The sequence below is a fragment of the Azospirillum doebereinerae genome (assembly GCF_003989665.1).
Taxonomy (GTDB): Bacteria; Pseudomonadota; Alphaproteobacteria; order Azospirillales; family Azospirillaceae; genus Azospirillum; species Azospirillum doebereinerae.
This window is the reverse complement of record NZ_RZIJ01000001.1, coordinates 233,364-260,043: the sequence shown is the minus strand read 5'-3', so window position 1 is coordinate 260,043 and position 26,680 is coordinate 233,364. Positions and strand designations below refer to the sequence as shown.

Here is a 26,680-nt window from a genome sequence, read left to right as displayed (position 1 = left end):
CTGCCAGTCATAATATTGATTTCCTCTAATCGAACAGAAATTAATATCAATTAAGCGGTCAAATCCCAAGTATAAATTGAAAAACTGTTTAAGATCTCATCTAGGTGCCCGTCGAACACGCGATCCAGCCGCGCGAATCCGCCGCCCTGCTGGCGGAACTCGCCCTGGTCCAGCACTTCGCGGTCAACGATAACTTCCTTCTTCATCTGCCGCCCGATCCGCTCCAGCCAGTCGCGTTGCGCCTTCGTCCAGGGCTGGCTGGATAGCACCCGGCGCATCGCCCGGTCCACACGCTCGTCGTAGGGGATGAGCGGATCGCCCAGCGCGGCCTGCCGGATGTAGCCGATGACCGACGCCGCGATGTCGGCGTTCGTCGCGTCACGGAAGGCGGCGCGCAACTCCGCCTCGCCGAAGCCGTCGCGCTCCAGCAGCAGGCGAACTTCCCGGAGTTGGGCGCGAGTCAACTCGCGGGGGCGGTTGGCGACGGCGTTCAGCGCCGGGACCCGGTTCAGGTTCTCCGCTAGATAGCGGCGGAAGCTGGCAAGGTAGTCCTCGGGCCGGGTGATGTTCGGGCCGTAGCCGGTCTCCTCGTGCTGGAACTCGTCGGCTCCGCCGTAGAGCGGCACATGGATGGGGTCGTCGGCGATGCGGGTGTCAAGCAACTCCATCAGGGCGCGGTGCTCGATGAGGGTGCGGGCCGCCTCCTCGGGCGGCGCGTCCTTCACGCGGCGGACGAAGCTGTCCGGGTCGGTGCCGGCCAGTTCACGGAACCGGCGCTCGCCGGCCTCCGACAGGCGGCGGCGCTTGCGGTGCAGCTTGGCGACGATCTGGCCGACCAGCCAGCGCGCCTGCTGCGCGCGGCGCTCGGCGGCCTCCGGGGCCAGTCCGGATGACTCGGGGGGCGGCCCCTCGAACGGAGCCTGTTCCTCTTCGGCGAAGCCGGGCGGCGGCAGCGCCGGGGCGGGGGCGGGAAGGGGTGTGCCGGTGGCCTCGGCCAACTCCTCCATCAGCGCCGCGAAGGTGATGTTCGGGTTGGCGACGACCGGGCGCATCTCCGTCAGGTCCTGCATCGCGGCGTAGAGGCCGACCGCGTCGAAGATGCGGAAGGCGGTCTTGTGCTGGCCGGGGCCGAACAGGTCCTCGCACAGGCGGGTGCCGCGGCCGATCATCTGCTCGTACAGGATGCGGCTGTTGACCCGGCGGATGAAGACGAGGTTGACGATCTTCGGCACGTCGATGCCGGTGGTCAGCAGGTCCACGGTGACCGCGACCTTGGGGAGTTCCTCGTTCTTGAAGCGGCGGATCTGCCGCATCGGGTCGTCGGACCGCCCGGTGATCTTGGCGACCGCGTCATTCTCGACGGCGCCGTAGCGGGCGGAGAAGGCGGCGCGCAGGGCGGCGACCACCATGTCGGCGTGCAGGTCGGTGGCGCAGAACACCAGCGTCTTGCCCGGAAGGCCGGGGTCGATGTGGCCGGCGAGCCATTCGGCGATGACGCGGTTGAAGTCGGGCGTCAGGACTCTGCGGTTGAAGTCCTGGACGTCGAACCGGACCTCGTCGTCCAGATGGATGAGGTCGAGCTGTCCGGTCCGGGTGTCGAGGACGTCCACCCGCTCCCCGGCGTCCCAGTGGATGCCTTCCTGGCTGAGTGCGGTGTGGGCGCGCAGCGGCGGGTCGTGATCGACCAGCCAGCCATCGACCACCGCTTCCTGATAGGTGTAGCGGACGACGGGTTCGCCGAAAATCTCCACGGTGTGCAGGGCTGGCGTCGCCGTCAGCCCGATTTTCACCGCGTCGAAGCGGTCGAGCACGCGGCGGTATTTGGAGACGTAGTCGTCCTGGCTGCGGAAGCTCAGCTCCTCGTCGCCCATCTCGCGGTCGAGCAGGTAGCCGCGATGGCACTCGTCCACGACGATGCAGTCGTACTGGTCGATCGCCGGCGGCTCCTCGCCGTAGAGGACGCGCTTGACCAGGGACTGGACGGTGGCGATGTGCAGCTTAGTCTCGGGGTCGGGAAGGATGTCGCCCAACTCCTTCACCGCGAAGATGTCGGCGAAGACCTGATGGTGTTCCATCCGCGTTTCCTTGAACGCGTTGCCGGCCTGCTCGCCGAGCGCCGTCCGGTCCACGAGGAACAGGATGCGGCGGAACCGCTGTGCCTTCAGCAGGCGGTAGACCAGCGCGATGCAGGTCTTGGTCTTGCCGGTTCCCGTCGCCATGGCGACCAGGATCTCGCGCCGGCCGGCGGAGATCGCCTCCTCGACGGCGCGGATGGCCCTCTGCTGGTAGTCGCGCAAGGGGAAGTTGAAGGCGAACGGGTCGCGGGACAGCCGGGCATCGGCGGCGCGCGGGTCGTTGCGCAATGCCTCGAGGAGGCCGGCGGGGGTGTACCAGCCGTCCAGCGCCTTGGCGAGGTTCTGCGGGTGGCGGCCGTCGCGGAACCAGATGCCGGACAGCGCCTCGAACTGGCGCAGGAAGGGGCGCCCATTCGTCGAGAACAGGAAGGGCACGCGCAGGTCGCCCCACGGCCCCTCGGATGGCGGCTGATCGTCGCCGCGCGGGACGTAGCCGCGGCTGTAGCGCTCCGCCCGGTTGATGAACTCCGACACGTTGGCGTTGGCGCGCTTGGCCTCGACCATGCCGACGATGGCCAGGCCGGCGAACAGCGCGTAGTCGGCGACGCCGTCGGCGGTGGGCCATTCGGCGATCGCCAGATTGCGCCCCTTCTGCGGGCGGGCGCCGGCGGCGTGGGTGAGCACCTCGCTGTCCGCCTCCCAGCCCGCGTCGCGGAGCTGGGCGTCGATCAGGCGGCGGGTCTCGCGCTCGTCGAGGTCGATGCCCTGGCCGATGGCATAGGCCACCTCGACGCGATCCTGGATGGCTTCCGCGGGCTCGCTCGCCGCCTGGGCCTGGGCGGCTGTCAGCTCGGCCTCGAGTCGCACACGGTCGGCGTCGGCCTCCTGGGCGAGCCGCTCCCAGGACTGGCGCTCGGCTTCAGCGCGGGCGGCGCGCTCCTCGGCGGACAGCCGGCGGTCAGCCTCGGCCTGGGCCGCCGCCTGCGCCTCTGCCGCCATGCGCTCGTGCGCCGACTGCCGTTCGGCGAGTTCACCTCGCAGCCGTTCCAGTTCGGCCTTCAAGGCGGCGCCTTCGGCGCGCGGGTCGGATGGAGGGATGAACGGGCTGGGCGCGAAGGCCCGGTCGCCGGTGACGGTCCGGTGGAACCAGACCCCCAACGTCCGGGCGTTCTTCAGGCAGGACAGCGCCATCCGATGATCGCCGTCGAGATCGTGCGCGGCGTCGTTCCTGGCCTTGCGGAGAAAGTGGAAGAGGTCGCCGACCTCGCGGGTCAGCACGCCGCGATCGCGCAGGCGGCGCAGCAGGTCGGCCTGCTTTTCCTCCGGGGATGTCCACATCCCGAGCTTGGCCGCCGTCAACTGCGCTAGCAGTTCAGCGAACTGTCCGGTCTTGATGATGGATGTGTTCGCGTCCTCGGCGAAGAAGCGCTCGGCCAGGGCACCCAGCCGTTCGAGCTGGACATCATACCGTGCCAGGAACCCGAAATTGGACGAACGCGCCAAAAGAATTCTCCCGTCGGTAGAAAATTCTACACGCGGGTGCGGCCGCTGTCATCAGGTTCGATCACGCTAGGGTTGGGGAAGTCATGCCCATGAGGAAGGCGAAGTGTTGACCGCGTCATGCTCCCAAAACGAGAAACGGGCCGGCAAGCCGACCCGTTTCCACGTTAGACATCCGAGACGGTGGCTGTTGATTTTCCTTGGGTTTCTTTGCGCCAAATCTGGAGCAAAAATCCAACGACCCCCAATGAAATCAACAACTTACATCAAACGGAGTAATACATCTTGTACTCGATCGGGTGCGGCATGGTCTCGAAGGCCATCATCTCTTCCGTGCGGAGGTCGATGTAGCCGTCGATCATGTCCTGCGAGAAGACGTCGCCCTTGCGCAGGTACTCGTTGTCCTCGCGCAGCGAGGTGAGGGCCTCACGCAGCGAGCCGCAAACCGTCGGAACCTTGGCCAGTTCTTCCGGCGGCAGGTCATACAGGTTCTTGTCCATCGCGTCGCCGGGGTGGATCTTGTTCTGGATGCCGTCCAGGCCGGCCATCAGCATGGCGGCGAAGGCCAGATACGGGTTGGCCGACGGATCGGGGAAGCGGACCTCGACGCGCTTGCCCTTGGGCGAGGCGACGTAGGGGATGCGGCAGGACGCCGAACGGTTGCGGGCCGAATAGGCCAGCAGCACCGGGGCCTCGTAGCCCGGGACCAGGCGCTTGTAGCTGTTGGTCGACGGGTTGGTGAAGGCGTTCAGCGACTTGGCGTGCTTGATGATGCCGCCGATGTAGTACAGCGCCAGCTCCGACAGGTCGGCGTACTGGTTGCCGGCGAACAGCGGCTGGCCGTCCTTCCAGATCGACTGGTGGCAGTGCATGCCCGAGCCGTTGTCGCCGAACACCGGCTTCGGCATGAAGGTGGCCGACTTGCCGTAGGCGTGGGCGACGTTGTGCACCACGTACTTGTAGTACTGCATGTTGTCGCCGGTGCGGACCAGCGTGTCGAACTTGATGCCCAGCTCGTGCTGGGCGGCGGCCACCTCGTGGTGGTGCTTCTCGACCGGAACGCCCATCTCGGCCAGGACGCTCAGCATCTCGGCGCGCAGGTCGTTGGCGCTGTCCACCGGAGCGGTCGGGAAGTAGCCGCCCTTGGTGCCCGGACGGTGGCCCAGGTTGCCGTCCTCATACTCCTTGTCCGACGAATAGGAGCCTTCGTCCGACGCGAACTGGTAGGAGACCTTGTTCATCTCGACGGTGTACTTGACGTCGTCGAAGACGAAGAACTCGGCTTCCGGACCGAAATAGATGGTGTCGCCGATGCCGGCCGAGGCGGTGTAGCGCTCGGCGGCCTTGGCGATGCCGCGCGGGCAGCGCTCGTAGGCCTGGCCGGTGCCCGGATCGAACACGTCGCAGAGGATGTTCAGCGTCGGCTGGGCGGCGAACGGATCCATCACGGCGGTGGTCGGGTCGAGCTGGAGGATCATGTCCGACTCTTCGATGCCCTTCCAGCCGGCGATCGACGAACCGTCGAACATGATGCCGTCCTCGAACACGTCCTCGTCGATGGTCGAGACGTGCTGGGCGGTGTGGTGGAGCTTGCCGCGCGGGTCGGTGAAGCGCAGGTCCACGTACTTGACGTCGTGTTCCTTGATCAGGTCGAAGACCTTGCTGATGTCGGACATATCTCTTTTTCCACGCTTAAGAGGTTTGGATCCCGCTGCGTCAAGCCACCTTCGGGTCACGAGGGCGGAAAAACGGCGCTCGCGGCGGACGTTATGTCACGCCTTTCCGGCCCACACAACGCGCCAGCCGAAAAAGTCGCACCTTCGCCCTACGGCCATCGGCCGAGGAACAGCAAGGCACGGCGTGGAACGGCCGGGCGGGGGGACGGGTGAGGCGCATGTTGGCGACGTCTGGCTGGTAGGGGCGGGCTCGGCGCGATCAGATCGCGTCCGGACCCTTTTCGCCGGTCCGGATGCGGACCACTTCTTCCACGGGCGTGACGAAGATCTTGCCGTCGCCGATGCGGCCGGTGTGGGCCGCCTGCTGGATCGCCTCGATCGCCCGTTCCACCAGCGTGTCTTCCATCACCACCTCGATCTTCACCTTCGGCAGGAAGTCGACGACGTATTCCGCACCGCGGTACAGTTCGGTGTGGCCCTTCTGGCGGCCGAAGCCCTTGGCCTCGGTGACGGTGATCCCCTTGATCCCGACTTCGTGAAGGGCTTCCTTCACCTCGTCGAGTTTGAACGGCTTGATGATGGCTTCGATCTTCTTCATGGGTCTCTCGTGTACGAGGTGCCAACGTCGGCAGGCACCGTCCACGGCTCTGCCGACACGACGACTTAAAGCATGGAGCGTGCCAAAAACGGGTACTCCGATCCGGCTGCGTGAAACCACGACGAAAGGCGGTGGGCTGCCGTTGGTTGTGGCATCGCGTTGCCGAAAGATGCGGCGTATTGAACGTTATTTGTGCAAAACCCGCAAGCGTTCCGCACGAAATCGTGCGCATCGGGTAAAAACGGCTTTTTTCGCGGTCACGGAAAAAATCGCTTGACCGACCGGCTCGGCTGGGGCAAATAAGCGCTCCCAACGACGGCGGTGGTAGCTCAGTTGGTAGAGCTCTCGGTTGTGGTCCGAGTGGTCGCGGGTTCGAGTCCCGTCCATCGCCCCATCTTCTTTCCTGCAAAAATGTCTCCTCCGGGAGATTTTGCAAGAATCGATCCAGAAAAATCGATGCATTGACACCCGCGCGGCTGGCTGGCCGCACAGCGGGTGTTTATGCTTGCCCGGTTGAAGGACGGCGCCCCACTCTGGGCCCCGTCGCCTTGATCGAGGGGAGGAGTGGTGGACGAGCTTCTGTCCGTCGCGGAGATGCACCGGGCCGATACGATGAGCATCGCGGCCGGCGTGCCGGGAGAGCTCCTGATGGAGGCGGCGGGGGCCGCCGTGGTCCGCGCCGTGTGCGCCCGCTGGGCGCCGCACCCGACGGCGGTGCTGTGCGGGCCGGGCAACAACGGCGGCGACGGCTTCGTCATCGCGCGGCTGCTGCTGGAGGCCGGATGGCCGGTGCGCCTCGCGCTGCTCGGCACCCGCTCGGCCCTGGTTGGCGACGCGGCGCTGGCGGCGGAGCGCTGGCCGGGTCCCATCGAGGCGGCCGATCCTTATATTCTCAAGGGCAACCCGCTCGTCATCGACGCGCTGTTCGGCGCCGGGCTGTCCCGCCCGCTGGAGGGCGTCGCCAAGGCCATCGTCGAGGCGATGGAGGGCCGCACCGTCGTCGCGGTGGACGTGCCGAGCGGCCTGCACGGCGACAGCGGGCGCGTTCTGGGCGTGGCGCCCCACGCGGCGCTGACGGTCACCTTCTTCCGGCGCAAGCCGGGCCATGTGCTGCTGCCGGGGCGCACGCTGTGCGGCGAGGTGCTGGTCGCCGACATCGGCATCTCCGACCGGGTGCTCGACGGCATCGTGCCGCAGACCGCCGTCAACGGCCCCGATCTTTGGCGTCACCTGTTTCCATGGCCGATGCTGGACGGCCACAAATACGCGCGCGGCCACGCGGTGGTGCTGGGCGGTGCGCGGATGACCGGCGCGGCACGGCTGGCCTCGGTCGCGGCGCTGCGGGCGGGGGCCGGGCTGGTGACGGTGGCCTGCCCGCAGGAAGCCTTCACGGTCTACGCCAGCGGGTCGCCCAGCGTGATCGTGGAGCCGATGGCCGGCGATTCCGAGTTTGCCCAAATTTTGGGCGACGACCGCAAGAACGCCGTGCTGCTGGGGCCGGGGGCCGGGGTCGGCGCCCGCACCCGCGCCCACGTCGCCGCGGCTCTGGCGGCGGACAAGGCCTGCGTGCTCGACGCCGACGCCTTGACCAGCTTCGCCGAGACCTCCGACGACCTGCTGGACCATCTGAACGCGCGCTGCGTGCTGACCCCGCACGAGGGGGAGTTCGCGCGGCTGTTCGGGTCCTCGGTGGGCATGGACAGCGACAAGCTGTCGCGAACCCGCGCGGCGGCCTCGCGCTCGGGCGCCGTGGTGCTGCTGAAGGGGGCCGACACGGTGATCGCGGCGCCCGACGGCCGGGCGGTCATCAACATCAACGCCCCGGCGGAATTGGCGACGGCCGGCTCGGGCGACGTGCTCGCCGGCATCGTGCTCGGGCTGATCGCCCAGGGCATGGAGGCGTTCGAAGCGGCCTGCGCGGCGGTGTGGCTGCACGGCGAAGCGGCCTACACGATCGGGCCGGGGCTGATTTCCGAGGACTTGCCGAACGCCTTGCCGGGAGTGCTGCGCGCGCTGAAGGGCTGACCGCCCGGTACGGGACTCCTCGTCATTGGCCGGTGGCTTGTCAGTAGTACCTCCGGCGGGTGTCCGCGCGCGTCCCCTTGCCGAAACGGGCGGCAGAGGTCAGACTCCGGGGCATGAGCGATGCACCCGATACCGACACCGCCAAGGCCACCGCCCCCAAGGCCACCGCCACGGTGACCCCCGACCCGACGGCCCCGGCCTCCGCCGCCCCGCCGGGTTTCTTCGACCGTGCGCTGGACAATCTGCGCACCCACTGGCGTGAGATCGCCGCCTCGGCCCGTGGCGTGGTCGGTGCCGCGCCGCGCACGCATCTGCCCAAGGAAGACGCCGAGCGCCTCAAGGAGCAGATCGAAGCCTGCCTGGAGGCGCGCGGCGGCGAGGTGTCGGCGCGGGCGCGGGCGGCGCAGCTCGGCCGCACCTATCTGGCGCTGGACCCGCAGGGGCGGCGCAACTTCCTAATGATGCTCGCGCGCGACTTCGACGTCGAGCGGGCCGCCGTGGACGAGGCGATGGCGACCTTCCAGGCGGCGACCGACCCCGTGGCGCGTGGCCACGCCGAGCGCGCCCTGCGCCGCGCCCTGGAGCCGCCGCGCGTGCGGCTGCTGACCCAGTTCAACGCCCTGCCGGAAGGCGTCAAGTTCCTGGTCGACCTGCGCACCGAACTGATGGAGATGGCGCGCGGCGAGCCGCTGCTCCAGGCGCTGGAGGACGACCTCAAGAACCTGCTGCGCTCCTGGTTCGACGTCGGCTTCCTGGAGATGCACCGCATCACCTGGGACAGCCCGGCCTCGCTGCTGGAGAAGCTGATCAAATACGAGGCGGTGCACGAGATCAGCGGCTGGCAGGATCTGAAGGACCGGCTCGATTCGGACCGGCGCTGCTTCGCCTTCTTCCACCCGCGCATGCCCAACGAGCCGCTGATCTTCGTCGAGGTCGCGCTGGTCCAGGGCATGTCCGACAACGTGCAGGCGCTGCTCGATCCCTCGGCGCCGGTCTGCGACCCGAAGAGCGCCGACAGCGCCATCTTCTACTCGATCTCCAACGCGCAGAGCGGGCTGGCCGGCATCAGCTTCGGCAACTTCCTGATCAAGCGGGTGGTGGACGGGCTGACCGGCGAGTTCCCCAACATCAAGTGCTTCGCCACTCTGTCGCCGATCCCCGGCTTCCGCCGCTGGTTCGACCGCACGCTGGACCGCGACGGCGACGCCCTGCTGACCAACGCCGAGGCCGAGCGCATCGCCGAGCGCTTGGCCGAACGTCTGTCCGAGGGGGGCGAGACCCCGCCCGAGTCGGGCGAGGACGTTCCGATCCTGGCCCGCGCGCTGGCGATTCCCGGCTGGCAGGAGGACGAGGAGCTGCAAAAACGCCTGCGCGGGCCGTTGATGCGGATCGCCGTGCACTATCTGACCACGGCGCGGGCGTCCGACCGGCGCGCCGAGCGTCCGGGCGGCGCGCAGGCCCGCGCGCTGGATCCGGTGGCGCATTTCCACCTGACCAACGGCGCCCGGATGGAACGGTTGAACTGGTTGGCGGACCGCTCGCGCAAGGGGTTGAAGCAATCCATGGGGCTGATGATCAACTACCGCTACCGGCTGGGCGAGATCGACGCCAACCACGAATCCTACAGCGGCGACGGCAGGATCATCACCTCCTCGGCGATCCGTTCGCTGGGCAAGGCGGGCGGGTAGGGCGGACCGGTCGGGCGAAGGGGGCGGAATCGGCGGCGTTCCCGACCGAACCCGCCCCAATTTGCCTGTTTGCAACGGGGCCGCTGTGCTATAGACCGGACTTCGCCGGCGGTCCGGCGGGTGTCGCGGCACCCGTCGCGGCTGCCTTTTGCCATGGAAACGCGGGCGTGGCGGAATTGGTAGACGCGCTGGATTTAGGTTCCAGTGACTTCGGTCGTATGGGTTCAAGTCCCTTCGCCCGCACCATGGCAAAACACGGACCGCATGGATAACACGGTTTCGGGCCGCCCGGACGGGCGCCGCCGGGCCGGAACAACGAGATAGGCTTTCGTTCCGATGAACATCACCGAGACCAGCACCGACGGCCTCAAGCGCGAATTTCAGGTCGTCATCTCCGCCACGGACATCGAAGGGAAGGTGAACGGCAAGCTGGAAGAGCTGCGCCGCACCGTCCAGCTGCCGGGCTTCCGTCCGGGCAAGGTTCCGGTGAGCGTGATCAAGCAGCGCTACCACGGCGGCGTGCTGTCCGAGGTGCTGGAGGACGCCATCTCCGACAGCTCGCGCCAGGCGCTGAGCGAGCGGGGCCTGCGCGTGGCGCTCCAGCCGAAGATCGAGGTCGAGAAGTACGAAGAGAACGGCGACCTCACCTACAAGATGGCCGTCGAGCTGCTGCCCGACGTCGAGCCGGGCGAGTTCGGCGCGATCGAGCTGGAGAAGCCGGTCGCCGAGGTGACCGACGAGTCGGTGGAGGAGGCCCTGGCCAAGCTGGCCAGCGCGCATTCGACCCAGGCCCCGGTCACCGAGGACCGTGGCGCCGAGACCGGCGACATCGCGCTGATCGACTTCGCCGGTTCGGTGGACGGTGAGGCCCTGCCGGGCATGGACGGCAAGGACTATCCCCTGGAGCTGGGCGCCGGCCGCTTCGTGCCGGGCTTCGAGGAGCAGCTGGTCGGCGCCAAGGCCGGCGAGCACCGGACCATCAGCGTCACCTTCCCCGAGGACTACCCGCACGAGCGCCTGAAGGGCGCCGCCACGGTGTTCGAGGTGGACGTCAAGGAGCTCCGCAAGAACGTCCCGGCCGAGGTCAACGACGACCTCGCCAAGGAGTTCGGCATGGAGAGCCTGGAGAAGATGCGCGAAGCCGTCCGCGACCGCATCAAGGGCGAATACGCCAAGCTGTCGCGCCTGCGCGTGAAGCGCCAGCTGCTCGACAAGCTGGCCGAGGGCCACTCCTTCGAGGTGCCGGCCGGCATGGTCGACATCGAGTTCGAGGGCATCTGGGCCCGCCTGCAGGAAGAGCTGAAGAACGGCAACGCCGGTGAGGACGCCGACAAGTCCGAGGACGAGCTGAAGACCGAATACCGCGCCATCGCCGAGCGCCGCGTCCGCTTGGGCCTGCTGCTGTCCGAGGTGGGCCGCCGCAACAACATCCAGGTCACCCAGGACGAGGTGAACCGCGCGCTGATCGAGGAGGCTCGCCGCTTCCCCGGCCAGGAGCGTCAGGTGTTCGAGTTCTTCAAGCAGAACCAGCAGGCGCTGGAAAACCTGCGCGCGCCCATCTTCGAGGACAAGGTCGTCGACCACATCCTCGAGCTGGCCAAGGTCACCGAGACGACGGTCACCGTCGACGAACTGACCAAGGACGAGGACGAAGAGAGCGCCGAGGCGTAACAAACTCCCAAAAGGAGTGGGGGTGGGCTTCCGCCCGCCCCCGGCGGCGCCTATATGTGGTTTCGTGCCGGGAACGAACACCGGTCCAGCCAACTGCGGGGGCAGGGAAGAACACATGTACGACTTCGAGCCGAAGATGAATGCTCTGGTCCCGATGGTCATCGAACAGACCAACCGGGGTGAGCGCGCGTACGACATCTATTCGCGCCTGCTGAAGGAGCGGATCATCTTCCTGATCGGCGGAGTCAACGACGCCGTCGCCAGCCTGATCTGCTCGCAGCTGCTGTTCCTCGAATCGGAAAACCCGACGAAGGACATCGCGCTCTACATCAATTCTCCGGGCGGCTACGTTTCCGCCGGCCTCGCCATCTACGACACCATGCAGTACATCCGTCCGCAGGTGTCCACCGTGTGCATGGGCCAGGCGGCGTCGATGGGCTCGCTGCTGCTGACCGCCGGCGCGCCGGGCAAGCGCTTCTCGCTGCCCAACAGCCGCATCATGATCCACCAGCCCTCGGGCGGCGCCCAGGGCCAGGCCTCGGACATCGAGATCCAGGCGCAGGAGATCCTGAAGCTGCGGTCGCGGCTCAACGACATCTACGTCAAGCACACCGGCCAGACGCTCGACACCATCGAAAACGCCATGGAACGCGACAAGTTCATGTCGCCGGAAGAGGCCAAGGAATTCGGCCTGATCGACGAGGTGGTGGAAAAGCGGCCGGGCGGCGACATCCGCGCGTCGTAAGGCGGATCGAACAAAGGGTTGATCGGGCCGTTTCGCTGTTGTTGAATGCACGGAGGAACGGCTCGACACTGGGCTGAATCGAGATGTGGCCTTGTCAGGGGCGTCGCCCGTGACAACCTCTGAATGGACCGGCGTCGGGGGGCGCCGCGAACGGGTATGGTCCTCGGGCCACGCCCCCCGCGAGATGACGGAGTACCGATGAGCAAGTCCAGCAGCGGCGATTCGAAGAATACGCTCTACTGCTCCTTCTGCGGCAAGAGCCAGCACGAGGTCCGCAAGCTGATTGCCGGTCCGACGGTGTTCATCTGCGATGAATGCGTCGAGCTGTGCATGGATATCATTCGCGAGGAGAACAAGACCACCCTCGTGAAGTCCCGCGATGGGGTTCCGACTCCGCGCGACATCCAAGCGGTGCTCGATGATTATGTGATCGGCCAGATCTACGCCAAGCGCGTTCTCTCGGTCGCGGTCCACAATCATTACAAGCGGCTGGCGCACGGAACGAAGCACAACGACGTCGAACTCGCCAAGTCGAACATCCTGCTGATCGGTCCGACGGGGTGCGGCAAGACGCTGCTCGCCCAGACGCTGGCGCGGATCATCGACGTGCCCTTCACGATGGCCGACGCCACGACGCTGACCGAGGCCGGTTACGTCGGCGAGGACGTCGAGAACATCATCCTCAAGCTGCTCCAGGCCGCCGACTACAACGTCGAGCGGGCGCAGCGCGGCATCGTCTACATCGACGAGGTCGACAAGATCAGCCGCAAGTCCGACAACCCGTCGATCACCCGCGACGTGTCGGGCGAGGGCGTCCAGCAGGCCCTGCTGAAGATCATGGAGGGCACCGTCGCCTCCGTGCCGCCGCAGGGCGGGCGCAAGCACCCGCAGCAGGAATTCCTGCAGGTCGACACCAGCAACATCCTGTTCATCTGCGGCGGCGCCTTCGCCGGGCTGGACAAGATCATCGCCCAGCGCGGCAAGGGCACCAGCATCGGCTTCGGCGCCGACGTGCGCGGCCCCGACGAGCGGACGACCGGCGACATCCTGCACGAGGTCGAGCCCGAGGATCTGCTGAAGTTCGGCCTGATCCCCGAGTTCATCGGCCGCCTGCCGGTGTTGGCCACCCTGTCCGACCTGGACGAGCCGGCGCTGGTCGAGATCCTGAGCAAGCCGAAGAACGCGCTGGTCAAGCAGTACCAGCGCCTGTTCGAGATGGAGGACGTGCACCTCGAATTCTCCGAGGACGCGCTGAGGGCCATTTCGCACAAGGCGATCGCCCGCAAGACCGGCGCGCGCGGCCTGCGCTCCATCATGGAGGCGATCCTGCTCGACCCGATGTTCGACCTTCCCGGCCTGTCGGGAATCGAGAGCATCCTGGTCAACAAGGAGGTCGTCGAGGGGCGGGCCAAGCCGCTCTACGTCCATGCAGAGCGCCGCAGCGAGGCTCCGGGGGCCTGACGATTTTCGGCCTTTCCGGTCTGTACGATGAAAAAGGGCGCTTCGGCGCCCTTTTTTGTTTCCGGATGGAAACCCTTATTCCATGACGTGAGGTATTTCTGCGAATTGTTCGTGCGTGATATGCTCACCGCCAAGAACTGATTGGAAAAAAGATTGGTGGGGTTCGAAACAAATCCTTCCCGTCATTATCCAACGAAGCTGAATAACAATGCATCGGCGAGCGTGACATGAAAATACGCAGCTTCCTCTATATATGTCTGGCGAGTGTTGGAATTGTTGCGGCGGTCCCGGCCTGCTGGCTGGCGGTGCAGGAAACCCGCTCGGCCGGCCGGGCGTCCGACGCGCGGGCCATCGTCGACGTGCTGGGCAGCGCCGCGGCCTTGAACGAGGCGCTGGCGCTGGAGCGTGGCGTCATCAACCTGCCGCTGGCGGCCGGCGTGGCGGCGGACGCGGCGACGCGGGATTCGCTGACCAAGGCCCGCGCCCAGGCCGACGGCGCGCGCGAGCGGCTGATGGCCAGCGCCATGGCCTTCGGCGACGCCAGGGCGCTGTCCGAGTTGTCCGGGCTGGCGGGAAAGCTGGCGGAGGTCCGCCGCACGGTCGACGGCTGGCTGCCCCTGGACCGCGCCGGCCGGCCGGCCGACGCGCCGGCCCGCTTCTTCGCGGCGATGGTCGGGGTAACGTCGGCGGTGAGCGCGACGACGAACGGGCTCGGGCACCGGCTGACCGACCTTGACGCCACCGCCGGCGACCGCGCCGACGTCGCCGGGCGGGCGGCGGCGATGCGCGAGGTGGCGGGCCAGCAATCGGTCCTCTTCCTGCGGACGCTGGGCTCCGGCAAGCCCTTCACGCCCGAGGCGGAGCGCGAGGCGCTGCTGCTGGAGGGGCGCATCCAGGAAAGCTGGGCCTCGGTCGAGGACGACATCGTCGCCGGCGACATGGGAGCCGGCCTGCGGGCGGCGCTGGAGGTCGCGCGCAAGGGCTATGTGCAGGGGTTCGGCGCTTACAAGGCGCGGGTTCTCGACGCCTCGCGCAAGGGGGCGGCCTATGATCTGGACAGCGCCGAATGGCGCCGCTCGGCCTCGCCGCTGCTGCAGAATCTGCTGGCGATCCGCGACGCTGGTTTCCTGAGCGCCCGTGACCTGACGGAGACCCACCACGCGTTGGCGATTCGTCATCTGGTGATGGCGCTCGCCGTGCTGGGGCTCGCGGTGATCGCGCTGGCGGCGGTCGGCGTCGCCATCACCCGCCGCGCCATCCGGCCGATCGTCGAGCTGGCCGGGGTGGTCGGCGCCATCGCCGGCGGGCGGCGCGACCTCGACGTGCCGCATGGCGGGCGTCGGGACGAGATCGGCGAGATGGCCTCGGCCATCGGCGTGCTGCAGGACCGCGCCCGCGCCGCCGACGAGGCCGAGACCCGGCGCAACGCCGAGCGGGAGCAGCGCGAGGCGCGGCGCCAGGAGACGGAACGGGCGACGCAGGAGTTCGTGGGCCAGCTCGAATCGGTGGTTCGCCACCTGTCGAGCACGGCGGAAAGCGTGCGCGGCAGTTCCGAGCGCCTCTCCGACGCCGCGGAAAGCACCTCGTCGCGCTCCAACGCGGTGGCCTCCGCCTCGGCCGACGCCACCGGCAACATCCAGACCGTCGCCGCCGCCTCCGAGCAACTCCAGGCGTCGAGCGGCGAGATCGGCCGGCGCATCGACGACGCGGCGCGCATCGCCCAGGACGCGGTGCGCGAGGCCGGCACCACCGCCGGGATCGTGGCGACCCTGGCCGAACGCGCGGCGGGGATCGGGTCGGTGGTCGACATAATCAACTCGATCGCCTCGCAGACCAACCTGCTGGCGCTGAACGCCACCATCGAGGCGGCGCGCGCGGGCGAGGCCGGAAAAGGATTCGCGGTGGTCGCCAGCGAGGTCAAGAGCCTCGCCGGCCAAACGGCGAAAGCGACCGAGGACATCCAGCTCCGCGTCGGCGAGATCCGCGACGTCAGCGGCAGCGCGGTGAACGCCATCGGCGCGATCAGCCGCACCGTCGCCGCGATCAGCGAGGCCGCCGCCGCGGTCGCCGCTGCGGTGGAGGAGCAGAACGCCGCGACGCGGGAGATCGCCCGCAACATTCAGGCGGCCGCGCAAGGCACCAGCGAAGTGTCCGGCACCATCGGGCAGGTCGCCGCCACCGCGGAAAGCACGCGGATCGCCTCGGGCGAGCTGCTGGCGGCGTCGCGCGGGCTCACCGATGAGGCCGGAACGCTGCGCACGACCGTCGATGGCTACGTCCAACGGCTTGCCGCGGCCTGAATCATCGAAGAACGGTGATGAAAGGGGAGGGAGAGGCCGTTTTCCGCCGCGTCGCGGCGAGGAAACGGCCCGCCGCCGCCGTCAACCCCTTGAAGGGCACCGGGGCGTGTGCCACGTTAGTCAACGTGCCGTTTCCGATCCCCGCGCTTGTTGCGTAAGGCGGGGGCCGCGTCAGGCCCATTCCGGGCTGGCGGCGATCCTTTCACTGAGGCCCTGCCGATGATCGAACTCTCCCGTGGTGACCTCTACCCCGTCCTCCCGCTGCGCGACATCGTGGTGTTCCCCCACATGATCGTGCCGCTGTTCGTCGGGCGCGAGAAGTCCGTGCGCGCGTTGGAAGACGTGATGAAGGATGACAAGCAGATCCTGCTGGTCACCCAGAAGAACGCCGCGCAGGACGATCCGACCCCGGCGGATATCTACAGCGTCGGCACCATCGGGACCGTGTTGCAGCTTCTCAAGCTGCCGGACGGCACCGTCAAGGTGCTGGTGGAGGGCGGCCAGCGCGCCGCCATCACCAAGTTCGCCGACAACGAGGAGTTCTTCCAGGCCCAGGCCGAACTGATCGAGGAGAAGACTGGCGAGAACCAGGAGCTCGAAGCCCTGAGCCGCGCCGTCGTCTCGCAGTTCGAGCAGTACATCAAGCTGAACAAGAAGATCCCGCCGGAGGTCCTGGTCTCGATCAACCAGATCGAGGAATCGGGCAAGCTGGCCGACACCGTCGCCTCGCACCTCGCGCTGAAGATTCCGGAGAAGCAGCAGCTTCTGGAATGCGCCACGGTGTCCGAACGGCTGGAACGGGTCTATGCCTTCATGGAAGGCGAGATCGGCGTGCTTCAGGTGGAAAAGCGCATCCGCAACCGCGTCAAGCGGCAGATGGAGAAGACCCAGCGCGAGTATTACCTGAACGAGCAGCTCAAGGCGATCCAGAAGGAACTCGGCGAGACCGAGGACGGCCGCGACGAGTCGGCCGAGCTGGAAGAGAAGATCAACAAGACCCGTTTCCCCAAGGAAGCCCGCGACAAGGCCCTGGCGGAGCTGAAGAAGCTGCGCTCGATGAGCCCGATGTCGGCTGAGGCGACCGTGGTGCGCAACTACTTGGACTGGATGCTGTCCATTCCGTGGAAGAAGCGCACCAAGGTGAAGCGCGACCTGAAGCTGGCGCAGAAGGTTCTGGACGCCGACCATTACGGCCTGGACAAGGTCAAGGAGCGCATCCTTGAATACCTCGCCGTCCAGAACCGCATGAACAAGGTGAAGGGGCCGATCCTCTGCCTCGTCGGCCCGCCCGGCGTCGGCAAGACCTCGCTCGGCAAGTCGATCGCCAAGTCCACGGGCCGCAACTTCGTCCGCATGTCGCTGGGCGGCGTGCGCGACGAGGCCGAAGTGCGCGGCCACCGCCGGACCTACATCGGCTCGATGCCCGGCAAGGTCATCCAGGGCATGAAGAAGGCCAAGTCGTCCAACCCGCTGTTCCTTCTCGACGAGATCGACAAGCTGGGCGCCGACTGGCGCGGCGACCCGTCCTCGGCGCTGCTGGAGGTCTTGGATCCCGAGCAGAACGGCACCTTCAACGACCATTACCTGGAGGTCGACTACGACCTGTCCGACGTGATGTTCGTCTGCACGGCCAACACCATGCGCATGCCGCAGCCGCTGCTGGACCGCATGGAGATCATCCGCGTCGCCGGCTACACCGAGGACGAGAAGGTCGAGATCTCCAAGCGACACCTGATCGAGAAGCAGATCGAGGCGAACGGCCTGAAGAAGGGCGAGTTCTCGATCTCCGACGACGCGATGAAGGACCTGATCCGCTACTACACGCGGGAGGCCGGCGTCCGCAGCCTGGAGCGCGAGATCGCCAACCTGTGCCGCAAGGCGGTCAAGGAAATCCTGATGAAGCCGTCGGGCGCCGGCAAGGTCGCCGTGACCCGCCGCAACCTCGACAAGTATGCCGGCGTCCGCCGCTTCCACTATGGCGAGGCGGAGCTTGAGGATCTGGTGGGCGTGACCACCGGTCTGGCCTGGACCGAGGTGGGTGGCGAGTTGCTGTCGATCGAGGCGGTGGGCCTGCCCGGCAAGGGCCGCGTCACCACCACCGGCAAACTCGGCGACGTGATGAAGGAATCGGTCCAAGCGGCCGAGAGCTACGTCAAGTCGCGCGCCGTTGCCTTCGGCATCAAGCCGACGCTGTTCGAGAAGAAGGACATCCACGTCCACGTTCCCGAAGGCGCGACGCCGAAGGACGGCCCGTCCGCCGGCGTCGCCATGGCCACCTCCATCGTCTCGGTGCTGACCGGCATTCCGGTGCGCAAGGACGTGGCGATGACCGGTGAGATCACGCTGCGCGGCCGTGTGCTCCCCATCGGCGGCCTGAAGGAGAAGCTGCTGGCGGCCCTGCGGGGCGGCATCAAGCATGTGCTGATCCCGAAGGACAACGAAAAGGATCTGGCGGACATCCCCGACAACGTGAAGCGCGGGCTGGAGATCATCCCGGTCGGCACGGTGGACGAGGTTCTGCGCAACGCGCTGACCCGTCCGGTCGAGCCGATCGAGTGGACCGAGGCCGATATGGACGCGGCCACCGTGAAGGCCGCCGACAAGACCGCGGGCGACAAGGGTGACTCCCTGCGCCACTGATCGATCCGGGTTGAGGTGTTTCCGAAGGTGCAACGCCTGAGGGAGCGTCTCAGAGAATGCCCCAGAGAATGCCTGGGTGTGCATGGCATTGCCCGCTCGTCTCCAATTGACGGGCGGGTGACGCTGTGATTATCCTTTGCCCCCGAAAAGTCGTGGGGCGGCTTTTTGGTGTTGAGTATTTGATGACTTCGGAAGGGGGATTGCGTGAATAAGAACGATCTCGTGGCGCATGTGGCCGATGCGTCTGGTTTGTCTAAAACCGACGCGACCAAGGCGGTCGATGCAGTGTTCGACGGCATCGCCGACTCGCTGAAGAAGGGCGACGAGGTCCGCTTGGTCGGCTTCGGCACCTTCGCGGTCGCCGAGCGTGCCGCCAGCGAGGGGCGCAACCCGCGCACCGGCGAGAAGATCGACATCCCGGCGTCCAAGCAGCCGAAGTTCAAGGCCGGCAAGACGCTGAAGGATGCCTTGAACTGAGCTCTGCGTTCAGGGCATAGTGCGGCCGGCCGGGCGTTTGTCCGGCCGGATTCGTTTGGGGCGATTAGCTCAGCGGTAGAGCGTCTCGTTTACACCGAGAATGTCGGGGGTTCGATCCCCTCATCGCCCACCAACGATCTCAACGAGTTAAGTGCTGTTCCAAGGCCCCTTCGCAGGGGCCTTTGTCGTTTTTAGGCAAATCGGTAGACCGGGGGCTATTGCCGTTCAGACCATGGTCTGTGAAGCCAGATGGACGCCCAAGGCCAGCAGGCCCAGGAAGAAGCACCGCCGGAAGGTCGCTTGGCGCACACGGTGCCGCAGCCATTGGCCGACCATCATGCCGGCTAGGGCCGGAGCCAAGGCCAGCAGGGACACTCCCATGAGCGGGCCGGCGAACACGCCATGTTGGGCAAGCCCGGCGGCAAGCGCCACGGTGGATACCGTGAAGGACAAGCCCAAGGCCTGCACCAATTCTTCCTTTTCGAGGGCGAGCGCCTGGAGATAGGGGACGGCGGGAAGGACGAAGACCCCGGTGGCGGCGGTCACCAGCCCCGTGGCCAGTCCGACCGATGGCGCCATCCATGGTTCGGCCCGAGGCGATACGCGCAGGCGCATCGAGGACAGGCCCAGGATCGCGTACAGCACCAAGGCGATCCCCAGCGCCGTGGTGGCGAAACCCGATGACCCGCCGGCCAGGAAGCCCGCGCCGACCCACGTCCCCAGGCAGACGCCCGCCATCATCGGCCACAGACGCTCCAAGAGAGGACCAAATCCGGGACCGTTCGCCAACTGCCAAACATTCGTCACGAACGAAGGCACGATCAGCAAAGAGGCCGCTTCGGCCGGAGGCATGACGAGACCGAGCATGCCCATGGCGATTGTGGGAAGTCCCAGCCCGATCATGCCCTTCACGGCGCCCGCGAGCAGAAAGGTGACGGCGATTATGGTAATGATGGAGAGCGGTTGGTGCATCATGAGGCCGATGTAGCCTCGGTCCCCAAAGCGGGACAATGCGGATGATTTGGAGCCTGCCTCAGCGATACGCGAAGGCAGGTTTCTCCAAGCGGCCTCCCGGCCTGCCGTTAGTTCGTTTCCAGCCCCATCAGGGACTTGGCGAAGGCCTCCGCGTCGAACGGGCGCAAATCATAGACGCCCTCGCCGACGCCGATGGCGTGGACCGGCAGCTTGAACTTTTCGGCCAGCGAGACCAGCACGCCACCGCGCGCCGAGCCGTCCAGCTTGGTCAGGATCAGGCCGTTGACGCTGACCATGTCGCGGAAAATCTCGACCTGCGAATGGGCGTTCTGGCCGGTGGTGGCGTCCAGGGTCAGCAGGGTGGTGTGGGGGGCGGTCTCGTCCACCTTCTTGATGACGCGGACGATCTTGCGTAACTCGTCCATAAGCCCGGCCTTGTTCTGCAGGCGGCCGGCGGTGTCGATCAGCAGGACGTCCACGGCTTCGGCCCGCGCCCGCTCCACGGCGTCGTAGGCGAGGCCGGCGGCGTCCGCCCCGGTGTCGCGCGAGACGACCGGGCAACCGGTGCGCTCGCCCCAGATCTTCAACTGGCTGACGGCGGCGGCGCGGAAGGTGTCGCCGGCGGCCAGCATCACCGTCTTGCCCTCGGCGCGGAACTGGCGGGCCAGCTTGCCGATGGTCGTCGTCTTGCCGGTGCCGTTGACGCCGACCACCAGGATGACGTGCGGCTTGAGCGCCGGGTCGATCACCAGGGGCTTGGCCACCGGGCCGACGATCTTCGTCACCTCGGCGGCCAGCGTGGCCTTGACCTCCTCGGGGGAAACTTCCTTGCCGAAGCGGGTGCGCGCCAGCTCCGCCGTGACCTTGGCCGCCGTGGCGGGGCCGAGGTCGGCGGTGATCAGCAGATCCTCCAACTCCTCCAGCGCCTCGTCGTCCAACTTGCGCTTGGTGAAGATGCCGGTGATGCCGTCGGTCAGCTTGGACGAGGATTTCGCCAAGCCTTCCTTGAGGCGGGAGAACCAGCCCTTCTTGGTCGGCGGCGCCTCTTCCAGCGCCGGCAGCGGTTCGGCATCCTCGGCCTCCGGCTCCGGTTCCAGGGTGGCGATGGGCTCGCCGGCCGGTTCAGCCACAGGCGGCGGTTCGGGCGTCGGTTCCGGAATGACGGGGTCTGGCGCGGGTGCGGCAGTCTCCGGCGGCACCGGAGCGGGTTCCGTTTCCGGCGGGAGAGCGTCCTCCTTGCGGGGCTCCTCGGTCTTCGTCAGCCCTTCCGTGAAGCGGGAGAACCAGCCCTTTTTGACGGGTTCCTCAGGCGACGCGGGGTCGGCGGCCGGCGGCTCGGCGTCCGGTTCCGGCTGGGGCGTGAGCGCGTCCGGTTCCGGGCTGGGCTGGGGCGCGGGGTTGAGGGCCTCGTCCTGGCGGGAGTCCTCTTCGGGCTTCTTGCGGCCGAACCAACGCAGGATCATGGGATGTCCGATTTTTTAAAGAGGGGTGCCGACGAGCTTGCCGTCCACAATTCCGGTGATCGCGGTGCGCACCAGCGAGCCGGGCGGGTGCACCGCGCCCAGACGGATTTCGGCGAAATGCTCGGTGCGGCCGAGATCATCCTTCTCGACCAGCACGCTCGCGGTGCGGCCGATCAGGGAGGCCAGGGTGCGGGCCTCCGCCTCGGCGCCGACCGCGCGCAGACGGGCGGCGCGCTCCTTGCGGACGGAACCGTCGATCTGCGGCATGCGGGCGGCGGGCGTGCCGGGGCGCGGGCTGTAGGGGAAGACGTGCAGCCAGGTCAGGCCGCACTCCTCGACCAGCCGCAGGGTGTTCTCGAACATCTCCTCGGTCTCCGTCGGGAAACCGGCGATGAAATCGGCGCCGAACACCACGTCGGGGCGCAGAGCCCGCACCCGTCGGCAGAAGGCGACGGCGTCGGCGCGGCCGTGGCGGCGCTTCATGCGCTTGAGGATCATGTCGTCGCCGGCCTGGAGCGACAGGTGCAGGTGCGGCATCAGCCGCGGCTCGGTCTCGATCAGGCGCCAGAGATCCTCATCCATCTCGATGCAGTCGAGCGAGGACAGGCGCAGGCGCGGCAGCTCCGGCACGCAGGCCAGCAGACGGCGCACCATCTGCCCGAGTGAGGGATTGCCCGGCAGGTCGGGGCCGTAGCTGGTGATGTCGACGCCGGACAGCACGACCTCGTTGTAGCCGGCCTTGACCAGGGCCTGGACCTGCTCCACCACCCCGCCCATTGGGACGGAGCGCGAAGGCCCGCGCCCGTAGGGGATGATGCAGAAGGTGCAGCGGTGGTCGCAGCCCTGCTGGACCTGGACGAAGGCGCGGGCGCGGTCCTCGAAGCCGCCGATCAGGTGACCGGCGGTCTCCTTGACCGACATGATGTCGTTGACCAGCACCTTCTCGGCCGGGGCGAGGCCCCAGCTTTCCGGCTGGAGCTTTTCCTGGTTGCCGATGACCTGATCGACCTCGGGCATCGCCGCGAAGCGCTGCGGGTCGATCTGGGCGGCGCAGCCGGTGACGACGATGCGGGCGCCGGGCCGCTCGCGCCGCAGCTTGCGGATGGTCTGGCGGGCCTGCCGCTCGGCTTCCGAGGTGACGGCGCAGGTGTTGACGATGACGACGTCGTCCAGCCCGGCGTTGCGGGCGTGGTTGCGCATCACCTCGGATTCGTAGGTGTTCAGCCGGCAGCCGAAGGTGACGATCTCCGGCTCGGCGGCCTTCAGACGCAGATCATCGGGCATGGCGGATCCCTTCGCCGGGCAGGGGAGAACCGGTCACAATCCCGCGACCATCTCGGCTGACAGCCGGCCGCTGAAGCTCAGCGCCACCGGGCCGGTCATCAGGACGCGGTCGTCCTCGGTCCACTCGATGGTCAGGGTGCCGCCGTCGAGGAGGATGTCGGCCTTGCGCGCGGTCAGGCCGCGCCGCACCGCCGCGACCAGCGTCGCGCAGGAGCCGCTGCCGCAGGCCTGGGTGACGCCCGCCCCGCGCTCCCACACCCGCATTCGGATGGCGGTGGGCGAGAGCACCTGGGCGAACTCGATGTTCGCGCGCTCGGGGAAGGCGGGGTGGTTCTCGAACACCGGGCCGACCTCGTCGAGCGGCACGGCCTCGGCGTCGTCCACGAAGAAGACGGCGTGCGGGTTGCCCATGTTGACGGCGACCGGACCGGCGAAGCCGGCGTGCTCAACCGCCGCGACCCGCAGCGTGTCGGCGGGCGCGGCCAGCGGGATCGCGTCCCAATCCAGGCGCGGCGGCCCCATGTCCACGGTGATGCGGCCATGGTCGGCGCGCGACGCGTGGAGCAGGCCGGCGGCGGTCTCGAAGCTGGCGCGATCGGCGCCGGATTCCTCCAGCAGCAGCCAGCCGATGCAGCGGGACGCGTTGCCGCAGGCCCCGGCCTCGCTGCCGTCGGCGTTGCGGATGCGCATGAACCCGGCGGCGCCCGGAAGTTTCGACGGCTCCAGCACGATGAACTGGTCGCAGCCCACGCCGGTGCGGCGGTCGGCGATGGCGCGCACCTCGGCGGCGGCCGGGGAGTACGGCGTGGAGCGGGCGTCGATCACGACGAAGTCGTTGCCGAGCCCGTGCATCTTCAGGAATTCGCGGGTCATGATCGCCGTTATATGGCGAGACGGCCACCCAAGTCCAGACGGCCGGCGTGCAGACCAGCCCTCCTCTTCGTCCTGTTCTACGCGCCTTTGAAGACCAGATGCTTGGACGCCGCGAAGTTGAACAGCATCCCGGCGATGGAGCCAGCGGCCACGGCCAGGAACGGGTGGGCGCCGACCACGCCGACGTTGGCCTCCAGCCCGACCGAGACGGCGTAATTCACCACCCCGCCGAAGGCGTTGGCGGCGATGAACTTGGCCCATTGCCGGTGCAGCGGCTCGTCCGCCGCGCCCTTGAAGGTGAAGGCCCGGTTCAGCGCCCAGGTCGTCGTCGCGGCGGCGAGGAAGGACGGGATGCGGGCGGCGAAGAACTCCAGCCCGAGCGCCAGCCCGGCGTAGAGCACCGCCATGTCGACGAGCAATCCGACGATCCCGACGAGTCCGAACTTGCCGAACTGCACCCCCAGCCGGCCGAGCCGGCTGTCCAGCAGGCCGACCGTCACGGACGGCCGCCGGCCAGCGGCGGGTGGTTGCCCGGCGCCGGGATCGACAGGTAGCGCATGCGCTTGGCCTCGCGCCGGCCGAGCGTCACCGTGTCGAGGATCAGCCCGCAGGTCAGGCTGAGGAAGCCCAGCAGCATCAGCCCGGTGGACAGCAGCGCGGTGGGGAAGCGCGGCACCAGCCCGGTCTGGACGTAGGTCGCCAGCACCGGCCAGGCCAGGATCACCGCCGCCGCCGCCAGCGCCGCGAAGATGGCGAAGAAGAAGGGCATCGGCCGCTCCTCCTTCACCAGGATGAGGATGGTCTTCAGGATGCGGACACCGTCGCGGATGGTGTTGAGCTTGCTGTGCGAGCCGGGCGGGCGGTCCTTGTAGGGGGTCTTGATCTCGGTGATCGGCATGCGCAGTTCCAGCGCGTGGACGGTCAGCTCGGTTTCCGTTTCGAAGCCGCTGGACAGCGCCGGGAAGGACTTCACGAATCGCCGCGAGAACACCCGGTAGCCCGACAGCATGTCCTGGATGCGGCTGCCGAAGATGTTGGCGACCATGCCGGTCAGCAGCAGGTTGCCGAAGCGGTGGCCGGGGCGGTAGGCGGCGACGATGTCGGTCACCCGCGCTCCGTTGACCATGTCGAGCTGGTCCTCCCACAACCGCTTCACCAGCAGCGGGGCCGAGGCCGCGTGGTAGGTGTCGTCGCCGTCGACCAGCACGTAGACATCGGCCTCGATGTCCGAGAACATCCGGCGCATCACGTTGCCCTTGCCCTGCAACGGCTCGTGGCGGACGATGGCGCCGGCGGCGCGCGCCGCCTCGACCGTGCGGTCGGACGAGTTGTTGTCGTAGACGTAGACCGTCGCGTCGGGCAGCGCCGCGCGGAAGTCGCGGACGACGGCGCCGATGGCCGCCTCCTCGTTGTAGCAAGGGATCAGCACCGCCACGGCCGGCGCGGCGTTGGCCATGGGGGTGGCCAAGGCGCCGGTGTCGGCGGCGCTGTCGGCGACGGGGCGGTCGATGGTCGTGACGGTCATGGCGGGGTGCTTTGCGCGGTGTCGATGCCGGGATAAACAGCACAAAGCCCGCGTTTATTCCATCGCCGTGCGTTCGACCGCGCAGAGGTTCAGGGTTTCCCCCAGATTGTTGGGAATCGGCCGGCAGGAGGTCGTGTCCAGCCGCAAGTCCAGCAGCGCCGCCGCCGTCGCGGCCCCGGCGGTGTCGGGAATGGTGCTGAGCATCAGGAAGCCGCCGCGATGGGCCGCCACCTTGTCCTTCAGGATGGCGAGATAGCCGTTCCCGACCGAATCCGGCTGCAGGAAATTCGACTGGATGCGCACCACCGGCATGCGTGGCGGCAGGGACGGCACGACGTGGGCGATCGCCCAGTAACCGGCCATCAGCACCATGGTGTTGTCGGGATCGGCGATGGGCGGCACCTCGGCGGTCACCCAGCGGTCGGCCCAGGAGACGCGGCCCCAATCGGCCGGCTGGGCGGTCAGTTGCAGCAGCACCAGCAGCCCGGCGGCGAGGCCGATGCGCAGCCGCCGGGCCAGCGGCAGCAGCCCGACCGCCATGACCAGCGCCAGCGGGGCCAGCATCTCCACCGGCACGAGGTAGCGGTAGATGCAGAACATCGCCACCCACAGCGCGTAGGTGACCGACAGCGCGACCAGCAGGTAGCGCGTCGCCGGGGCCTCGGTCAGCCAGTCGTTGCGCGGGCGTGACGACCGCGTGGCGAGGGCGGCCAAGGCTCCGACCGGAACCAGAACGAACAGCGCCAGCACCCGCGCGTCGAAGAAATCCACCTCGCCCACGGTCAGGGGGATGAAGGTGAAGACGAAGGGGAAGAACACCCGTGCCACTTTGGACGGCGGAAAGAAGCTGACGTTCACATAGTCGGAGATCGCGGCGAAGGGCGATTTGAAGACGTGGTTCATGTGGGGGAAGATCGGATTCCCGTACTCGACCCACAGATGGGCCATCCAGAAGCCGCCGCACAGCGCCAGCCCGCCCAGCACGCCGATCCCGAAGAAGAAGGCCAGCCACAGCCGCCGCCATGGCCGCGCCGGCAGCGCCAGGAAGGCAAGGCAGAGGCCGACCGCGTAGATCACCGTCGGGTTTTTCATCCCCATCGCCGCCCCGGCCAGCAACCCGGCCGCCGCGACCCGGCCGAAGGCGGGCAGGGGCCGCCCGTCGAGGATCCCCGGCAGCCCGCGCGCCACGACGACCAGGGCTCCCAGCACGCCCAGGCTGACGAGGTTGTCGTGGAAGGTCGTGCCGATCAGCCCCAGCGTCCCGCCACCCAAGCTCCCCATCGCCGCCAGCGCCACGGCCATCAGGGTCCGTTGCAAGGCCGGAGCGTTCTGAAGGCAGGACGAGGCCAGCAGGAACAGCAGCGACAGGTTGACGCCCTGGAGCGATCCCCAGACAAAGCCCGCCACCCGCGCCGGCAGCCGGTCGGCCAGCAGGAAGAACGGCACGTCGAGCAGCGGGTTGTAGAAGGTCGGCATCTGCGCCGGCAGCAGGTCGAAGCCGATCCGCCCGGTCAGCAGCGCGTAGCCGTTGTACCAGTGGTAGTTTCGCAGGTCCCAGTTGGCGTCCATGCCGAATCCCAGCGTCAGCGCGCCGTAGGCGAACGGGGCCAGCAGCAGGAAGGCCCAGCCCAGGCGGCGGGCGGTGCGGTCGGCCTGGAGGCCGGTGGGGAAGGGCGGCATGACGCGGACCATGGATGCGGCGGG

18 protein-coding genes and 3 tRNA genes are annotated in these 26,680 nt (G+C 67.7%); 11 read left to right on the top strand and 10 right to left on the bottom strand.

From position 1 onward, the window contains the following. Positions 1-50: 50 nt before the first annotated feature. The 3 genes from hsdR to EJ913_RS01170 all read right to left on the bottom strand — a co-directional run bounded on the left by hsdR (position 51) and on the right by EJ913_RS01170 (position 5,849). On the bottom strand, positions 51-3,578 hold the full coding sequence (gene hsdR, locus EJ913_RS01180; RefSeq protein WP_126994032.1) for a type I restriction-modification system endonuclease: 3,528 nt from the start codon (positions 3,576-3,578) through the stop codon (positions 51-53). Positions 3,579-3,841: 263 nt separating this feature from the next. Beyond that, complete coding sequence (gene glnA / locus EJ913_RS01175) at positions 3,842-5,251, bottom strand: type I glutamate--ammonia ligase (RefSeq protein WP_126994030.1); 1,410 nt, start codon at positions 5,249-5,251, stop codon at positions 3,842-3,844. Positions 5,252-5,510: 259 nt separating this feature from the next. Continuing rightward, complete coding sequence (locus tag EJ913_RS01170) at positions 5,511-5,849, bottom strand: P-II family nitrogen regulator (protein WP_126994028.1); 339 nt, start codon at positions 5,847-5,849, stop codon at positions 5,511-5,513. Between the two features lie 318 nt (positions 5,850-6,167). On the opposite strand from EJ913_RS01170, the gene EJ913_RS01165 reads away from it, so the two are divergent. The 11 genes from EJ913_RS01165 (at position 6,168) to EJ913_RS01115 (ending at position 18,989) form a co-directional block, all read left to right on the top strand. Further along, positions 6,168-6,243, top strand: a tRNA-His gene (locus EJ913_RS01165). 173 nt (positions 6,244-6,416) lie between these two features. Next, positions 6,417-7,874 (top strand): NAD(P)H-hydrate dehydratase, encoded by a 1,458-nt coding sequence (locus EJ913_RS01160; protein ID WP_126994026.1) that lies wholly within the window; start codon positions 6,417-6,419, stop codon positions 7,872-7,874. 113 nt (positions 7,875-7,987) lie between these two features. Continuing rightward, a complete protein-coding gene (locus EJ913_RS01155; RefSeq protein WP_126994024.1) occupies positions 7,988-9,562 on the top strand; it encodes a malonyl-CoA decarboxylase in 1,575 nt (524 codons plus the stop codon). Positions 9,563-9,723: 161 nt separating this feature from the next. Continuing rightward, positions 9,724-9,808 (top strand) — tRNA-Leu (locus EJ913_RS01150). 90 nt (positions 9,809-9,898) lie between these two features. Beyond that, positions 9,899-11,233, top strand: a complete 1,335-nt coding sequence (gene tig, locus EJ913_RS01145) for a trigger factor (RefSeq protein WP_126994022.1) — start codon at positions 9,899-9,901, stop codon at positions 11,231-11,233. A 115-nt stretch (positions 11,234-11,348) separates the two neighbouring features. Further along, the gene (clpP, locus tag EJ913_RS01140) at positions 11,349-11,978 is read left to right on the top strand and encodes an ATP-dependent Clp endopeptidase proteolytic subunit ClpP (RefSeq protein ID WP_126994020.1); all 630 of its coding nucleotides are present in this window, start codon (positions 11,349-11,351) and stop codon (positions 11,976-11,978) included. Between the two features lie 198 nt (positions 11,979-12,176). After that, positions 12,177-13,439 (top strand): ATP-dependent Clp protease ATP-binding subunit ClpX, encoded by a 1,263-nt coding sequence (gene clpX, locus EJ913_RS01135; protein WP_126994018.1) that lies wholly within the window; start codon positions 12,177-12,179, stop codon positions 13,437-13,439. Positions 13,440-13,666: 227 nt separating this feature from the next. Then, complete coding sequence (locus tag EJ913_RS01130) at positions 13,667-15,739, top strand: methyl-accepting chemotaxis protein (protein ID WP_126994016.1); 2,073 nt, start codon at positions 13,667-13,669, stop codon at positions 15,737-15,739. Positions 15,740-15,958: 219 nt separating this feature from the next. Continuing rightward, a complete protein-coding gene (lon, locus tag EJ913_RS01125; protein WP_126994014.1) occupies positions 15,959-18,379 on the top strand; it encodes an endopeptidase La in 2,421 nt (806 codons plus the stop codon). Between the two features lie 204 nt (positions 18,380-18,583). Beyond that, positions 18,584-18,856 carry an HU family DNA-binding protein gene (locus tag EJ913_RS01120; RefSeq protein WP_119829687.1) on the top strand — a complete coding sequence of 91 codons (273 nt, stop codon included), beginning with the start codon at positions 18,584-18,586 and terminating at the stop codon, positions 18,854-18,856. Positions 18,857-18,914: 58 nt separating this feature from the next. Beyond that, positions 18,915-18,989: transfer RNA gene (locus EJ913_RS01115), tRNA-Val, on the top strand. A gap of 92 nt (positions 18,990-19,081) precedes the next feature. Here EJ913_RS01115 and EJ913_RS01110 read toward each other — a convergent pair. From EJ913_RS01110 to EJ913_RS01080, 7 genes are all read right to left on the bottom strand, one after another. Then, positions 19,082-19,831 (bottom strand): sulfite exporter TauE/SafE family protein, encoded by a 750-nt coding sequence (locus EJ913_RS01110; RefSeq protein ID WP_126994012.1) that lies wholly within the window; start codon positions 19,829-19,831, stop codon positions 19,082-19,084. 107 nt (positions 19,832-19,938) lie between these two features. Beyond that, entirely contained in the window at positions 19,939-21,294 is a 1,356-nt protein-coding gene (gene ftsY / locus EJ913_RS01105; RefSeq protein ID WP_185909640.1) for a signal recognition particle-docking protein FtsY, read from the bottom strand. Positions 21,295-21,309: 15 nt separating this feature from the next. Continuing rightward, the gene (gene mtaB / locus EJ913_RS01100) at positions 21,310-22,578 is read right to left on the bottom strand and encodes a tRNA (N(6)-L-threonylcarbamoyladenosine(37)-C(2))-methylthiotransferase MtaB (RefSeq protein ID WP_126994010.1); all 1,269 of its coding nucleotides are present in this window, start codon (positions 22,576-22,578) and stop codon (positions 21,310-21,312) included. 33 nt (positions 22,579-22,611) lie between these two features. After that, positions 22,612-23,451: a diaminopimelate epimerase gene (gene dapF, locus EJ913_RS01095; protein WP_126994008.1), complete on the bottom strand. Its 840-nt coding sequence runs from the start codon at positions 23,449-23,451 to the stop codon at positions 22,612-22,614. A gap of 77 nt (positions 23,452-23,528) precedes the next feature. Beyond that, entirely contained in the window at positions 23,529-23,951 is a 423-nt protein-coding gene (locus EJ913_RS01090) for a GtrA family protein (protein WP_126994006.1), read from the bottom strand. Further along, on the bottom strand, positions 23,948-24,976 hold the full coding sequence (locus EJ913_RS01085) for a glycosyltransferase family 2 protein (RefSeq protein WP_126994004.1): 1,029 nt from the start codon (positions 24,974-24,976) through the stop codon (positions 23,948-23,950). Before EJ913_RS01085 ends, EJ913_RS01090 begins: the two co-directional genes overlap by 4 nt. A 54-nt stretch (positions 24,977-25,030) precedes the next feature. Next, entirely contained in the window at positions 25,031-26,656 is a 1,626-nt protein-coding gene (locus EJ913_RS01080; protein ID WP_126994002.1) for a hypothetical protein, read from the bottom strand. Between the last annotated feature and the right edge of the window lie 24 nt (positions 26,657-26,680).

Excerpts from the sequence above, each read along its gene's own strand:
- glnA (WP_126994030.1), bottom strand. The coding sequence starts at position 5,251 with ATGTCCGACATCAGCAAGGTCTTCGACCTGATCAAGGAACACGACGTC.
- EJ913_RS01170 (WP_126994028.1), bottom strand. The coding sequence starts at position 5,849 with ATGAAGAAGATCGAAGCCATCATCAAGCCGTTCAAACTCGACGAGGTG.
- EJ913_RS01155 (WP_126994024.1), top strand. The coding sequence starts at position 7,988 with ATGAGCGATGCACCCGATACCGACACCGCCAAGGCCACCGCCCCCAAG.
- tig (WP_126994022.1), top strand. The coding sequence starts at position 9,899 with ATGAACATCACCGAGACCAGCACCGACGGCCTCAAGCGCGAATTTCAG.
- clpP (WP_126994020.1), top strand. The coding sequence starts at position 11,349 with ATGTACGACTTCGAGCCGAAGATGAATGCTCTGGTCCCGATGGTCATC.
- clpX (WP_126994018.1), top strand. The coding sequence starts at position 12,177 with ATGAGCAAGTCCAGCAGCGGCGATTCGAAGAATACGCTCTACTGCTCC.
- EJ913_RS01130 (WP_126994016.1), top strand. The coding sequence starts at position 13,667 with ATGAAAATACGCAGCTTCCTCTATATATGTCTGGCGAGTGTTGGAATT.
- lon (WP_126994014.1), top strand. The coding sequence starts at position 15,959 with ATGATCGAACTCTCCCGTGGTGACCTCTACCCCGTCCTCCCGCTGCGC.
- EJ913_RS01110 (WP_126994012.1), bottom strand. The coding sequence starts at position 19,831 with ATGATGCACCAACCGCTCTCCATCATTACCATAATCGCCGTCACCTTT.
- ftsY (WP_185909640.1), bottom strand. The coding sequence starts at position 21,294 with ATGATCCTGCGTTGGTTCGGCCGCAAGAAGCCCGAAGAGGACTCCCGC.
- mtaB (WP_126994010.1), bottom strand. The coding sequence starts at position 22,578 with ATGCCCGATGATCTGCGTCTGAAGGCCGCCGAGCCGGAGATCGTCACC.
- dapF (WP_126994008.1), bottom strand. The coding sequence starts at position 23,451 with ATGACCCGCGAATTCCTGAAGATGCACGGGCTCGGCAACGACTTCGTC.
- EJ913_RS01085 (WP_126994004.1), bottom strand. The coding sequence starts at position 24,976 with ATGACCGTCACGACCATCGACCGCCCCGTCGCCGACAGCGCCGCCGAC.
- EJ913_RS01080 (WP_126994002.1), bottom strand. The coding sequence starts at position 26,656 with ATGCCGCCCTTCCCCACCGGCCTCCAGGCCGACCGCACCGCCCGCCGC.